This is a genomic window from Vibrio sp. S17_S38 (assembly GCF_014694375.1).
GTDB lineage: Bacteria > Pseudomonadota > Gammaproteobacteria > Enterobacterales > Vibrionaceae > Vibrio.
In genome coordinates this window covers 77,053-90,995 of record NZ_JAAUWW010000001.1, presented here as the reverse complement: position 1 = coordinate 90,995, position 13,943 = coordinate 77,053, and the positions used below count along the sequence as shown (strand labels likewise).

General features: G+C 39.0%; 13 protein-coding genes. 10 read left to right on the top strand and 3 right to left on the bottom strand.

Annotated elements, in window-relative coordinates:
• Positions 1-47 precede the first annotated feature (47 nt).
• From pabC to HC725_RS00385, 8 genes are all read left to right on the top strand, one after another.
• The gene (pabC, locus tag HC725_RS00420; protein WP_190329790.1) at positions 48-884 is read left to right on the top strand and encodes an aminodeoxychorismate lyase; all 837 of its coding nucleotides are present in this window, start codon (positions 48-50) and stop codon (positions 882-884) included.
• Positions 881-1,903 (top strand): endolytic transglycosylase MltG, encoded by a 1,023-nt coding sequence (gene mltG, locus HC725_RS00415; protein WP_190329789.1) that lies wholly within the window; start codon positions 881-883, stop codon positions 1,901-1,903. The genes pabC and mltG overlap by 4 nt, the downstream gene beginning before the upstream one ends.
• A complete protein-coding gene (gene tmk / locus HC725_RS00410) occupies positions 1,903-2,529 on the top strand; it encodes a dTMP kinase (protein WP_190329993.1) in 627 nt (208 codons plus the stop codon). Before mltG ends, tmk begins: the two co-directional genes overlap by 1 nt.
• A gap of 32 nt (positions 2,530-2,561) precedes the next feature.
• A complete protein-coding gene (gene holB / locus HC725_RS00405) occupies positions 2,562-3,527 on the top strand; it encodes a DNA polymerase III subunit delta' (protein WP_190329788.1) in 966 nt (321 codons plus the stop codon).
• A gap of 55 nt (positions 3,528-3,582) precedes the next feature.
• Positions 3,583-4,356: a TatD family hydrolase gene (locus HC725_RS00400; protein WP_190329787.1), complete on the top strand. Its 774-nt coding sequence runs from the start codon at positions 3,583-3,585 to the stop codon at positions 4,354-4,356.
• 257 nt (positions 4,357-4,613) lie between these two features.
• Positions 4,614-6,230, top strand: coding sequence for a PTS transporter subunit EIIC (locus HC725_RS00395; RefSeq protein WP_190329786.1), 1,617 nt, complete (start codon positions 4,614-4,616; stop codon positions 6,228-6,230).
• A 3-nt stretch (positions 6,231-6,233) separates the two neighbouring features.
• Complete coding sequence (locus HC725_RS00390; protein ID WP_190329785.1) at positions 6,234-6,701, top strand: RDD family protein; 468 nt, start codon at positions 6,234-6,236, stop codon at positions 6,699-6,701.
• A gap of 152 nt (positions 6,702-6,853) precedes the next feature.
• Positions 6,854-7,375 carry a hypothetical protein gene (locus tag HC725_RS00385; protein WP_190329784.1) on the top strand — a complete coding sequence of 174 codons (522 nt, stop codon included), beginning with the start codon at positions 6,854-6,856 and terminating at the stop codon, positions 7,373-7,375.
• A 78-nt stretch (positions 7,376-7,453) separates the two neighbouring features.
• On the opposite strand, the gene HC725_RS00380 is transcribed toward HC725_RS00385, so the two are convergent.
• Positions 7,454-7,549 carry a MetS family NSS transporter small subunit gene (locus HC725_RS00380; RefSeq protein ID WP_190329783.1) on the bottom strand — a complete coding sequence of 32 codons (96 nt, stop codon included), beginning with the start codon at positions 7,547-7,549 and terminating at the stop codon, positions 7,454-7,456.
• 1 nt (position 7,550) lies between these two features.
• Positions 7,551-9,023, bottom strand: coding sequence for a sodium-dependent transporter (locus tag HC725_RS00375; RefSeq protein ID WP_190329782.1), 1,473 nt, complete (start codon positions 9,021-9,023; stop codon positions 7,551-7,553).
• A 570-nt stretch (positions 9,024-9,593) separates the two neighbouring features.
• Between HC725_RS00375 and HC725_RS00370 the strand changes: the two genes are divergently transcribed.
• Positions 9,594-10,787, top strand: coding sequence for a patatin-like phospholipase family protein (locus tag HC725_RS00370; RefSeq protein ID WP_190329781.1), 1,194 nt, complete (start codon positions 9,594-9,596; stop codon positions 10,785-10,787).
• Between the two features lie 84 nt (positions 10,788-10,871).
• Here HC725_RS00370 and pyk read toward each other — a convergent pair whose 3' ends face one another.
• The gene (gene pyk / locus HC725_RS00365) at positions 10,872-12,317 is read right to left on the bottom strand and encodes a pyruvate kinase (RefSeq protein ID WP_190329780.1); all 1,446 of its coding nucleotides are present in this window, start codon (positions 12,315-12,317) and stop codon (positions 10,872-10,874) included.
• A 314-nt stretch (positions 12,318-12,631) separates the two neighbouring features.
• Between pyk and mlc the strand changes: the two genes are divergently transcribed.
• A complete protein-coding gene (mlc, locus tag HC725_RS00360; RefSeq protein ID WP_190329779.1) occupies positions 12,632-13,846 on the top strand; it encodes a sugar metabolism global transcriptional regulator Mlc in 1,215 nt (404 codons plus the stop codon).
• Positions 13,847-13,943 lie beyond the last annotated feature (97 nt).

Genomic DNA, 13,943 nt, shown 5'->3' with positions numbered 1-13,943 from the left:
GCATTGAGCCGTTTTTTATTTAAAGTCCAAAAGGAAGCAAATACTCAATGTTCTATGTTAATGGTAATGAGCAATCTCAAATATCAATAAGCGACCGATCATTTCAATATGGGGATGGCTGCTTTACCACGATGCTGATCGTTGAAGGACAAATTCAACATTGGTATTTACACCAACAACGCCTAGATAAAGCCTTGTCAGTTTTAAATATCGCAAAGCCAGATTGGTTAATGGTTCAAGCATGGCTAAAGAAAGTGTTGCTCTCAGAGCCTTCATTAGGGCAGAAATATAGCGGTATTAAAATTCATATCAGCCGTGGATGTGGTGGGCGAGGCTATAGTGCCATGGGTGCCGATTCCCCTCAAGTGACTATCCAAGCTTTCAGTTATCCATCACATTATAAGCATTGGCAACACCATGGTGTAAGGTTAGGCGTTAGTTCAATTGCTTTGGGTTTAAATCCATTATTGGCAGGAATAAAACACAATAATAGATTAGAGCAAGTATTGATTAAATCCAAAATAGAGCACTTATCGTATGATGATGTTGTAGTATGCGATTTAAATAATAAAGTCATAGAAACCAGTGCTTCAAATTTGTTTTGGATAAAAAACGACCGCCTATACACGTCAGATTTGAGTTATTGCGGTGTGGCAGGTACGATGCGGCACCAAGTTTTGGAATTAGCTCAATCGCTTTCACTTTCGCCTAAAATCGGTATTTATTTATTGCAAGATTTATCTGATGCAGATGAAATTTTTATATCAAATGCCTTGCACGGAATTGTTCCTGTTATAAGTATTGATACAATGTTGGATAGTGAACCACAGAGTTACCCAGTTGGTACTAAAACACGTGATTTTCAGGAGAAGCTAAACCCGTGATAAAGAAACTACTTATATTGCTTTCCATACTTATTATTGTTGTGATTGGTGCTCTATTTTATGTAAAAAACCAGGTGCAACAATATATTGAACAGCCAATTATGGTTGAGTCTCCACAATTGTTAACGGTTTCTAATGGTATGACGTTAAGAAGTGCTCTGCATAAAATGGAGAAGCAAAAGTGGCTAAAATCGATACCGTTTTCCCGTTTATTGCCTCGTTTGTACCCAGAACTTGTGCGAATAAAAGCAGGAACCTTTCAAATTACACCAAACCAGTCTTTACAATCACTATTAGCCATGATGGTTGCTGGCAAAGAGCACCAATTTTCAATTACCTTTATTGAAGGTAGCCGTTTTAGTGAATGGCTACTACAGCTAAAAAATGCTCAAGAGCTTGTCCATAAAACATCGGATATGACGGAAGCTCAAATCGCCGATTACTTAGGCGAAGATAAGGCTAAATTAGAAGGATTACTTCTTGCCGAAACTTATCATTACACCAGTGGCATGAGTGATTTAGAAATATTAAGCCGAGCTCATCGAGCGTTGAAAAAAGAACTAGAGCGTTCATGGGAAAGCCGCAGTAATGGATTACCATTAAAAACCCCTTATGAGGCATTAATTCTGGCGTCGATTATCGAAAAAGAAACCGCGATTGAATCTGAGCGTAGACGAGTTGCTTCTGTTTTTGTGAATCGACTAAATAAACATATGAGGTTGCAGACTGATCCAACCGTCATTTATGGTATTGGCGATAAATACGATGGAAATATCACGCGTAAAGATCTAAAAACACCAACGGATTATAACACTTATGTGATTTACGGATTACCACCAACCCCTATTGCGATGCCGGGTGTTGAATCAATTCGAGCGGCATTAAATCCTGAACAAAGCAATTATTTATACTTTGTGGCTAGTGGTAATGGTGGGCATATATTTACTAAGTCGCTTGTTGAACATAATCGCGCAGTACGAAATTACCTTAAAACTTTAAAAGCGAATAAAAATAAATGATGGCTAATGCAAAATTTGTAGTAATTGAAGGCTTGGAAGGTGCAGGGAAAAGCACGGCTATTAACACGGTTTTAGATGTTTTTAATCAGAACGGTATCACGGACGTGGTTCAGACGCGCGAGCCTGGAGGAACCGTTTTAGCTGAAAAAATGCGTAGCTTAGTAAAAGAGGATCATGATGGCGAAATATTACATGATATTACCGAATTATTACTGGTGTATGCAGCAAGGGTACAACTGGTGGAAAATATCATTAAGCCAGCATTAGCAAACGGTCATTGGGTGTTGGGTGATCGACATGATCTGTCATCACAAGCCTATCAAGGTGGTGGTCGTCAAATAGATCCTGATATTATGACTAATTTGAAACGAACTACATTAGGGGACTTTAAACCAGATTTAACCTTGTATTTGGATATTGACCCAGAGATTGGTTTAGAGCGCGCACGTGGGCGTGGAGAGCTTGATCGTATCGAGAAGATGGATCTTGGCTTTTTTGAGCGTGTACGGGCGCGTTACTTAGAAGCCGCAGGGCTAGATGCTTCAATCATTACCATAAATGCTAATCAAGATTTAGAGTCTGTAACGTCGGACATCCGCCAAGCTTTAACAGTTTGGTTGAATTAACTATTGATTTTTTGAAGTAGGAGCATTATTGAATGTCGGAATATCCTTGGCTAGCCACTACATGGCAGCATTGGCAAGATCTTTTACGACAACAATCCTTACCTAATGCAATTTTATGCCAAGCAAAATCTGGCACAGGCATTGAATCTATTGTTGAAAAATTGGCCATGGCGGTTGTGTGTAAAAATGCGACTGAAGAGGCGTGCGGATTTTGTCATAGCTGCGATCTTAGCAAAAGTGGAAACCACCCTGATATTCACTGGGTTAGACCCGAAAAAGAAGGTAAAAGCATTGTTGTTGATCAAGTTCGTGAAGCTAATCGGTTAGCTTTAGAGTCATCTCAACTTGGTGGTAAGCGTATTATTATTATTTCGCCGGCTGAGGCCATGAATGAATCAGCGGCAAACGCTTTATTAAAAACGTTGGAGACGCCACCACAGCAATGCAACTTTGTATTATTGAGTACGGATAAATCACGCTTACTCCCAACTATTATTAGTCGCTGTCAAATATGGCAAGTTAAGCCTCTGGATAAATCAGAGTTTTTGGATTGGTTGAATGAGCAAACCTCGTCTCGCGATAGCTCTATGGTTGATTGGCAATGCATAAAGATGTATGCGGATTCACCTTTGTTAGCGGTATCATTTATTGAGCAAGGTAAAGCCTCAGAATTTGAAGCGCTACAGAAATTGATGCTCCAGTTAATTCAAACTAAGCAATTAAGAATTTCAGAAGCACAGGTGATGTTTAAAATTGAACCCTTAGAGAAAATTCGCTGGCTACTCTATATATTAACTGATATTCAAAAATCACATTTTGGTATGTCGCAGGATATTAAAAATCCAAATTTCATTCAATTATCTCAATTATTATCGTATCAACAGGCATATGAGCAATATCATGAGTTACTTAAGTTACAATGGCTATTAATCACATCAAGCGGGCTTAATAGTGAGTTGCTGATTGTTGATTGGTTGCTAAAGTTTACCCATTCATAAACTATCTGCTTTAATTACCCTTTATTTTCAACATTTAAATTTGGAACGATCACGCATGTTCATAGATTCACATTGCCATTTAGATAAGCTTAACTACAACGATTTACACCTTGATGTGGCTGATGTTATTGCAAAAGCGAAACAAGTAGGTGTCGAACAAATGTTAAGTGTAGGTGTGACATTAGAGGCCTTTCCTAACATGCTCAATATGATAGAACCTTTTGATAACGTGCATGCCTCTTGTGGTGTCCATCCACTCGATTGCGAAAGTGATTTTGATTATGAGCAATTTAAGATGTTTGCTCAAAATCCTAAAGTGGTGGCAATAGGGGAGACTGGCTTTGATTTTTTCTATCAGCCTGAAACCGCTGCGCGCCAAACTGAATTGTTTCAACAACATATTGAATTAGCCGTTGAATTAAACAAGCCCTTGATTATCCATACCCGTAATGCTCGAAAGGAAACCTTAGATTTATTGAAGGATGGGCATGCTGAAAAATGTGGAGGCGTGATTCATTGCTTTACAGAAGATCTCGCTTTTGCAGAGTCGGCAATGGAGCTTGGATTTTATATTTCTTTATCTGGAATTATTACCTTTAATCAAGCTATAGAGCTGCAAGAAGTAGTGAAAAAACTGCCTTTGGAAAGATTGCTGATTGAGACCGACTCTCCTTTCCTCGCGCCAGTGCCCCATCGAGGAAAAGAGAATCAACCAGCTTATGTTGTCGATGTGGCTAAAAAACTGGCTATTTTGCAACAGTGTGAGCTAGAGGAAGTACAACAAATTACGACATTAAATTTTCAAGAATTATTTATTAATCGTCGCTGATAATGGTATGAATGTACATTTTTAGTTCGAATTTTAACCGTCAAAAAATGATGATAATTTCGTGATATCGATCACAATCGAGGCTTTTTTAGGAATTTTTTCACGCTTTAAATTAAATTAGATCAAAAAAGTAGCAGTCTTTCGTCTATGAGGCTCTTAATGGTTTGACAACATATAAAGACGCGAATAAGGTACGCAAACTAAGTTATTCTTGTAATATTTAGTAAACATAATTATAAATTAAGGAGTAAGGGGTTATGAAGGCCTTTTTTAGTAAATTATCGCAAGCATTAATGCTTCCGATAGCACTGTTACCAGCAGCAGGTATTATGTTGGGAATCGGGGGAAGCTTTACTAACCAGAGCATGGTTGAAGCATACAACATTTCAATTTTACAAGAAGGTACAGTTCTTAATAATTTCCTACAAATTATGACAGCAACTGGTGATATCGTTTTTGGTAACCTTCCATTATTGTTTGCTTTAGCTATTGCGATTGGTTTTGCTCGTGCAGAGAAAGGTTCTGCTGCTTTAGCTGCTGCAATTTCTTTCCTAGTAATGAATGTTGCGATTGCTAAAACCCTTGCTGTTTCTGGCATGGTTGATGGCGATACTGTTGTTCTTATGGGCACACATTACGCAGGTATTTTAGGTAATACTCTGGGTATTTCAAATACGCTGAACATGGGTGTGTTCGGTGGTTTGATTGCTGGTGGTCTAACTGTATTACTACACAACAAATACCATGATGTGGTTTTGCCTGATTATCTAGGCTTCTTTGCTGGTGCACGATTTGTTCCGATTATCTCTGCATTCTCTGCATTGTTTTACGGTATCGCATTAGTATTTGTATGGCCATATATCGGTGCATTGTTTGGCTCTATCGGCGCTGGCCTTGGCGAAATGACAGCATCAGGTAATGGTTTTATTGCATCATTTATCTTCGGTATTATTGAGCGTTCACTAATCCCTGTCGGGCTTCATCACGTATTCTACTTGCCGCTATGGCAAAGTGAGATCGGTGGAACCGCTGAGATCGCAGGTCATCTTGTAAAAGGTACGCAAAACATCTTCTTTGCATCACTTGCAAATGGTGATTACTCACAATTCTCTGCAACTAACTTTATGACGGGTAAATTCCCATTCATGATGTTTGGTCTTCCAGCAGCAGCATATGCGATGTATACATTAGCAGATGACGCGAACAAGAAAGTTGCCGGTGGTTTATTATTCTCTATCGCATTAACTGCATTCTTGACTGGTATTACTGAACCAATCGAGTTCACTTTCCTATTCTTGTCTGCACCTCTTTATTACTTCATTCACGTGCCTCTAGCCGGTATCTCGTTCATGTTAATGGACTTGTTGAATGTTAAAGTTGGTATGACGTTTAGTGGTGGTTTCATTGACTTCAGTTTGTTTGGTATGTTGCCAGGTTTAACTGGTACTGAAAACAACTGGTACTACATCCCAATCGTAGGTGCTTTCTATGCGCCAATCTACTTCTTCCTATTCCGTTGGTATATCGTTAAATTTGACGTGAAAACTCCGGGTCGTAAAGGTAGTGCGGTTGCAGTTGTATCGAAGAAAGATTTCCATGCAGCAAAAGCAGCAGGTAAAGATGGTAGCGATCCTTTAATTGACCAAATGATTGAAGCATTAGGTGGTCAAGACAATATCGTTGATGTCGATGCTTGTATCACTCGTTTACGTATCTCAGTAAAAGATAGTGGATTAGTGAAAGACAACACATACTGGACCCAAGAGCTTGGCGCTAAAGGTTTAGTTAAAGTTGGTGCTACTGCAATTCAAGCTATTTATGGTGCTCAAGCTGCTGGGTATAAAGCAGCAATTAACGCTAAGCTTGGCCGTTAATTAATGAGCTTTAAGCAAAAATATAAACGACTCGGGTCATTTGTTATTGATATCGCTATTGTGCAGATGTTTGCCATGATAGCGAAAGATATCTACCTTGGGGTGCTATCTTATGCTTCCCAAGGGACAGGAGTGACCGTTTCGTTTCATGATGCAATAGCGTTACCAGTGTTGCTACTTATTATTATCGGCGTAATGCTTATTACGATTGGTGTGTATATGGGGTATCACTGGTTATGCTATCGGTTGTTAGGTAATTCGTTTTCACGTTATTTTTTGCGTCTTTCAGTTGAATCAGTAACTGATGAACCTATGACGCAATCACGTTACTTAAAGCGTGAATTTCAGAAAATCTACCTAAGTGTTGCGAGTTTAGGTCTCTATGTTTTATATAGTGGGGCACAATATTTAACGCACTCAAATCAGCCGTGGCATGATAAGAAGTTTGCAACGAAAGTAGTTGAATATTAAAGACTGATATTTTTGCTATAAATGTAATGACTAGCCAGTAGAATAACTCTACTGGCTTTTTTTTTAACTAAAATTTGACGTGAATAAAGCGAAGTCATACTTATTTCGTGATAAAAACATCCGCATTGAAAATGAAAGGAAAGGGAATAATCATGAAATCATATGTATGTACTGCCACGTTAGGATTGATACTGACTTCAGTAAGTACACTTACAATCGCGGATGAAGGTGTCAGAACAAATACCAAAGTACCGTCTTATACAAATAATTCTGATATTAAAATTGGTGGGTCATTTGATCGAGGCGCTAGCGTTACCGCTCAGTTTAATAATCAGATTAACCTCTCTATTGGTAGTGATGGGATCGCCAGTGATTATATTTTCCTAACCGGTAAATTTAGCCCTCAGTTACCTTTTACTTGGTATGCATCGGTAGGCGGCTTTTATGATTGGGATGAGACCTGCCATAATGATTGTGGCGAGTATGACAGTAATGGCAACTGGCATAAGCATCACGATTCTGACCATGATTACGGTATACGCGCACCTTTTGGCCTTGATTGGAACTTTGCTAGCCGCTGGGATACTTATATACAGTTGGCTCCTGCTATTAATATACCCGATGACTTTGATCTGGAATTTCAAGGAGCGATTGGCATCCGCTACGCCTTATAAAAAAATCCTGATATGATGATCAAATAAAAAAGCCCATTAACTCCGTTTGAAGTTAATGGGCTTTCAAGTTTGTATTATTTATTTACTGTTCATTGCTCTTCGAATGCAAAGGGCTGCACCACCCCATGTAATTCCAAGGCCAATGATCATCATAATGATTGCACCTGTAGTCATATTAGGCCTCTTTTGATTTTTTAGAGTTAACAACGATAGCGATAACTAGCATGGCAGCAATTAAGCCCCAGCCTAGCGTAAGTAGATCTGATATCTCGTAGCCACCATAACCATCAGTTACGGTTGTAATGATTTTATTCGCGAGGATAATCGCAATCATTATTGGACTTAGGAAGCGAATACATAAGTCAAACCAAACACCGATAGTCACTTCAGAAATTTTATTAGCGTACTCACGGATATCTGCTAATTTAAATAACCAGCCAACTAGTAACAACTCAATCAAGCAACTTGCTAGTAGAGCAATATTATTGATAAAGAAGTCAACTAAATCTAATAGCAATAAACCACCGTTTGTTGCAAATGAAAGAGAAACTAATAAGCCCACACCACAGACTATCGAGGCCGCTTTTTTACGTGACCATTTCAATTTATCGATAAACGCTGATGTAACCGCCTCAATGATGGAAATGTGCGAACTTAGACCTGCAACCACTAACGCTAAGAAGAATAGTGGGCCTAAAATGTAAGGAGCTGGCAATAAATTAATAGCAGCCGGAATTGTCACAAATGCAAGGCCTACACCAGCGCTAACTACATCCGTTAATGCTTTACCTTGCTCTTGAGCCATATAACCAAGTACTGAGAAGATCAAAATACCTGCGACGATTGAGAAGCCACAGTTAATTAAAACTGTCATTAAGGCATTATTACTGATATCTGACTTTTCTGGTAGGTAACTTGAATAAGCAAGCATGATGGCAAAACCAACGGATAGGGTAAAGAAAATCTGCCCATAAGCCGCTGCCCATACTGTTGGATCGGTTAATTTACTGAAATCAGGCTCAAATAAATAGTTCAAACCATCTAATGCACCAGGTAAGAAAATCATACGGCCGATCAGAGCAATAACCATGATAAATAGTACTGGCATCATAATTTTACCAGCGCGTTCTATACCACCTTTAACACCACTGAAAATAGCGGCGAAGGTGATGCCCCAAGCTACAATCATAGGAATTGCAATGTGCCATTGAATGCTGCCTAGCTTGCTTGGGCTGTTGTCTGAGCCAAGTTGTAGATATTCGCCAAAGAAATAGGCGTTAGGATCGGTACCCCAACCTTGATTAACGGCAAGGCCCACATAAGATATTGACCAGCCAATAATCGCGATATAGTAAACACCAATCACCGCCGCAATCATTACTTGGAACCAACCAAGCCATTCAAACTTAGAATTGATTTTAGATAGCGTCTTTGGCGCTGCACCACGGAATTTATGGCCCATAGTGAATTCTAAAATCATAAAGGGAATACCAGCGGTGAGCATGGCAAAAAGGTATGGGATAAAGAAAGCACCGCCGCCATTTTCATACGCCATGTATGGGAAGCGCCAAATATTTCCTAGCCCGATGGCTGAACCAACTGCTGCTAGAACAAAGCCCGTACGTGAGCCCCATTGTTCTCGTTTCATATTTACATCCTCTGTAACTGTATCCGTCCAAGTTAGCGTTCCAAATGTTTTTGGGTGTTTGTTCTGCAACTGTGCTGACTTTTTAGATTATTATGCTAATAGTGTGAAATCGTAATGCAAGAAAGTGGAGTTATTCACTTTACCCTAGAGTTAGAGTATCGGTAGAGAAAAAAGAACGCAATAGGTAAGTCAATTGTGAGGATGTTGCTAGTATAAATAATCGTACTTGATATTTTTATCATTATGTTATGATTAACTGCTTGAGTGTCCACTGATAGTGTTATGCTCTGATATTTTATTTATTTGCATTATTTATATTTTGCAGTCGATCATGTTCTATATGTTGTTTAAATGTTCAATTTTTTGATGCGTGACGATATTTTGTGCTAAATTTTAAGAAATCTTGTGAATTAGAATTTCCATTGTTTTTACCTCTAGGAGTATTATTATGAGTTGTGATTTTAAAATTGCCTTATCTATAATTGGCAGCATTATGGTTGTATTGGCCACCTTCGTGACTATTGTGACCATTTATTAGATTATTTTATTGTGTAAATTGTTGGAGGTTATGTGAATAACAGTGGGATTGTGACAAATGAAAATACTTCTGTTGATCATGATATCTTAAACAAATATTCAAAAGGAAGGCATGCTTTAGTTACTCAGGGTGGTGGCCAGAAAGGCATTTTTACTACTGGCGTATTAGACAGCCTTCTTGCAGCTTCCGTTGACCCATTTGATGTATTTTATGGTACTTCGGCGGGAGCTTTAAATATTACGTCTTTTCTTTCCAGACAAGTTGGTTTGGGGAAGGCTTTTATTACCGATTTAACTACCACACCTGATTTTTTCCGCTTATTTGCTCATGTTCGACACAAACAAAGGCTTGATCTTGATTGGGCTTTTGAGCAGCTTCATAGTCCACCTTATTGGCTGGATATGGATGTAGCTCGCTATTCTCTTGGTGAAAGGGATGCTTTTGCTGCAGTGACCAATGTTGCTGATTTGCATGATGAATATTTACCTATCATGGTGACAGATTGGATTGATGTGCTGAGAGCTACCTGTGCTATTCCTGGCCTTTATCGTAAAGAGGTACAGATTAATGGACATCGATATATTGATGGTGGCGTATCTGCATCTATTCCTGCACAAGAAGCATGGCGACAAAGTGCGCGTTTGATTAGCGTCATTCGGACTGAACCTATTGGCTTACCTATAGAAATTGAAGATGAAACGACCGAAACATTTTTAAATCGTGTTGGTTTAAATCACCATTTTGAAGCTCTACAAGATAGAATTGTTAAGCGTACCGCTGGTTGGAGGCAAGATTTAAGCAGTTTTGTTCAACAAAGAATTGAGAAATCATTACAAGTAATTACGGATAAACATAAGCCGTTATTAAATGGTGGTCGATGGTTATTTGGAGGAAGTGATGTGTATCGCTTGTGTCATTTAATGGGTGATCAATTTGATGCTGGTTTAATGGATATGCTTTTAGTGCATCACCAAACTTATTCGATGACACATAATTTTATGCTCAATCCACCGGATGATTGCTACGTATTACAAATTGCGCCAGAGCAACCTTTAAAATCTTCCTCGCTGTTAAGTAAGCTTGATGATTTAGAACATGATTATCAAATGGGAATACAAGCGGGAATCAAGTACATTGAATTACTTTCTAGCTTAAAGAATCAACCCGAGATGATTCATCAATCAGCCTATATTCGTTCGAATAAACGTTGGCTAGATACCAAGTAATCGTCCGTTATGAATAAATGCCGTTGTTTCTTAAGTTAACGGCATTAGGCTGATTGAGATCCTTTATTATATTTAGACGATTTACTATTCGACTTCAATAATTCTCATACAGTTGGTTGAACCGACTAAGTCCATCACATCCCCTTGGGTGATAATGACAATATCGCCCTTAGTTAATAAGTGCTTGTCTTTAAGTGTTTGAATCGCTTGATTGGCAGAGGGTAGACCAGATCCTGCATCATTATCGAAATAAACAGGTGTAACGCCACGATAAAGAGCAGCGCGGTTTAATGTACTTTCGTTACGAGACAAAGCAAAAATAGGTAAACCGGAACTTAAACGTGACATCATTAACGCAGTACGACCAGATTCTGTTAATGAAATCATGGCAGTAATGCCTTCCATATGATTAGCAGAATACATAGTTGCCATCGCTATAGTTTCTTCAGCCGAGGCAAACTTACGATCTAGACGATAATTAGATACATTAATAGATGGCATTTTTTCTGCCCCAACACAGACTTCAGCCATTGATTTCACTGTCTCAACCGGAAATTGTCCAGCCGCTGTTTCTGCAGATAACATCACTGCATCGGTACCATCTAAAACCGCATTTGCCACATCCATTACTTCTGCTCGAGTGGGCATTGGACTGTTAATCATAGACTCCATCATTTGAGTTGCTGTGATCACATTACGATTCAAGCTGCGAGCGCGACGTATTAACTGCTTTTGAACGCCAACAAGCTCAGGATCACCAATCTCTACCCCAAGATCGCCACGAGCAACCATCACTACATCAGAGGCAAGAATAATATCGTCCATTGCAGCCTCACTGGCGACAGTTTCAGCGCGTTCTACCTTTGCTACCAATTTGGCTTCTAAGCCAGCATCACGTGCTAATCGGCGTGCATAATTCATATCTTCGCCATTACGAGGAAAGGAAATGGCAAGGTAATCAACTTTAATTTTTGCGGCGGTGAGAATATCTTGCTTGTCTTTTTCTGTTAAAGCGTCAGCAGATAGACCACCACCTTTTTTATTGATCCCTTTATTGTTGGATAATGGACCGGCTACAGTTACCTCTGTATGAACTTTAGCACCTTCTACCGACAGAACTTTAAGTTGTACACGGCCATCATCAAGTAACAATATGTCACCGGAATAGACATCGTTTGGTAGCTCTTTATAGTCTACGCCGACAGCATGTTGATCGCCTTGTCCTTTTTCAAGATCGCTGTCTAGCGTGAATTTGTCACCAATAATAAGCTGGATTTTTCCTTCTTTAAACGTGGACACCCGAATTTTTGGGCCCTGCAAATCACCTAAAATAGCGACATGAATACCGAGTTTTGCTGCGATAGTACGGACTTTTTCAGCTCGAATGATATGGTCTTCAGCTGAACCATGTGAAAAATTCATTCGTACAACACTAGCGCCTGCTTTAATAATATCTTCGAGCACATTATCTTTATCTGTCGCAGGCCCTAAAGTGGTCACGATCTTAGTACGTCTTAATTTTATTGACATGAAAACTCCATTTTTGGTTACTAGATTAATCATAAATATTAGTGATACTTAAGCTTTTAGCATTAAATAGCCGCTTGTTTTATTAGTAAATGTCTATTTTGTGGTTTACGCAGCATAGTCATATCAAGCTTATATTATGCTAATTGTAAGTAATATTGTGGCAGCCAATAATGGGTATTGTGAGGCCCATTTAGCATTTTGTTTCGTTAAAATAGGTTATAACCGTGATACCTATCACGCTCCTCTACCATCAGGCTTCACAATTACTTCGCAGTATAAAAAAATTGCCACCTAAATTTTATTAGGAGTACGTTATGTACATGGCTCAACCTGGTCATATTGATCAAATAAAGCAAGTAAACAGCGGGCGTGTATATAAATTAATCGATCAATATGGGCCAATATCGCGTATTGATTTGTCCAAGCTTAGCGGCCTTGCTCCGGCAAGTATTACTAAAATTTCACGTGAGCTTATGGATGGCCACTTAATACATGAAACAGTAGTACAAGAAACGACGAGCCGAGGCCGGCCAGCGGTTGGATTGCAAACTAATAATGAAGGCTGGCAATTTCTTTCTATCCGGTTAGGTAAGGGATATTTAATTATTGCTTTACATGGATTGGGTGCAGAGGTCTTAGTTGAGCATCGTGTGGTCATTGAAGAGAGAGATCAAATCTCCTTGCTATCAAGAATACTTCTTGAAATAGAACAGTTTTTTTCAACGTTTTCAGCTCAAGTTGAGCGTGTTACCAGTATTGCTTTAACCTTACCTGCATTAGTCGATTTCTCTCAAGGTATGGTGATTCAAATGCCTTTTTATCACATTGAGAAACTTGCCTTGGGTCCTGCTATTTACGAAGAAACAGGGCTTCCAGTTTTTATTGCGAATGATCTGAGTGCTTGGGCTCTAGCTGAAATGTTATTTGGACACTCTCAGGAAGTGGATAACTCATTATTGCTTAGTAACTTTCAAGGGGTTGGTGCAGGAGTAATTGTTAATGGGCGGCTTATTTATAATCGCTTCGGCAATATTGGTGAGCTGGGTCATATACAAATTGATCCCAATGGAAGTACTTGCCACTGTGGTAAAAAAGGCTGCTTAGATACTGTGGCATCGGCTGAGTCGGTCTGTGAGTTTGTCATTGAGGAATTAAAAGCTGGTGTAACATCCATTTTGGATATTAATAACATTACAATTGAAACGATTTGCAGCGCTGCGTTGAATAATGATGTATTGGCGGTGCAAGTCATTGAACAGCTAGGTCGAGATCTTGGAAAGGGCATCGCGATGATGGTTAATATTTTCAGTCCCGAGAAAATCTTATTAGGCGGAGCTTTAAATCAAGCTAAATCAATCCTCTATCCAGTGATCCTTGATACTCTAAGCCAACAAACACTTTACCCTGAACACCGAGAAATTCCATTAGTAGAAAGTCGTTTCTATACTCAAACCACAATGCCGGGCGCAGCATTGATTAAACAGGCTTTATATAATGGCGATTTATTATTGAAGGTAAATGAAGGGTAATTATCACATTATTTGGTATTTATTCTTATTTCTGCTTATAAAAAACAACCACGACAATTACTGCCGTGGTTGTTTTATCTTAACCGGTTGATAAATT

Bases quoted from the DNA above. Each gene is read 5' to 3' on its own strand.
- pabC (WP_190329790.1), top strand. From the start codon at position 48: ATGTTCTATGTTAATGGTAATGAGCAATCTCAAATATCAATAAGCGAC.
- tmk (WP_190329993.1), top strand. From the start codon at position 1,903: ATGGCTAATGCAAAATTTGTAGTAATTGAAGGCTTGGAAGGTGCAGGG.
- holB (WP_190329788.1), top strand. From the start codon at position 2,562: ATGTCGGAATATCCTTGGCTAGCCACTACATGGCAGCATTGGCAAGAT.
- HC725_RS00400 (WP_190329787.1), top strand. From the start codon at position 3,583: ATGTTCATAGATTCACATTGCCATTTAGATAAGCTTAACTACAACGAT.
- HC725_RS00395 (WP_190329786.1), top strand. From the start codon at position 4,614: ATGAAGGCCTTTTTTAGTAAATTATCGCAAGCATTAATGCTTCCGATA.
- HC725_RS00390 (WP_190329785.1), top strand. From the start codon at position 6,234: ATGAGCTTTAAGCAAAAATATAAACGACTCGGGTCATTTGTTATTGAT.
- HC725_RS00385 (WP_190329784.1), top strand. From the start codon at position 6,854: ATGAAATCATATGTATGTACTGCCACGTTAGGATTGATACTGACTTCA.
- HC725_RS00380 (WP_190329783.1), bottom strand. From the start codon at position 7,549: ATGACTACAGGTGCAATCATTATGATGATCATTGGCCTTGGAATTACA.
- HC725_RS00375 (WP_190329782.1), bottom strand. From the start codon at position 9,023: ATGAAACGAGAACAATGGGGCTCACGTACGGGCTTTGTTCTAGCAGCA.
- pyk (WP_190329780.1), bottom strand. From the start codon at position 12,317: ATGTCAATAAAATTAAGACGTACTAAGATCGTGACCACTTTAGGGCCT.
- mlc (WP_190329779.1), top strand. From the start codon at position 12,632: ATGTACATGGCTCAACCTGGTCATATTGATCAAATAAAGCAAGTAAAC.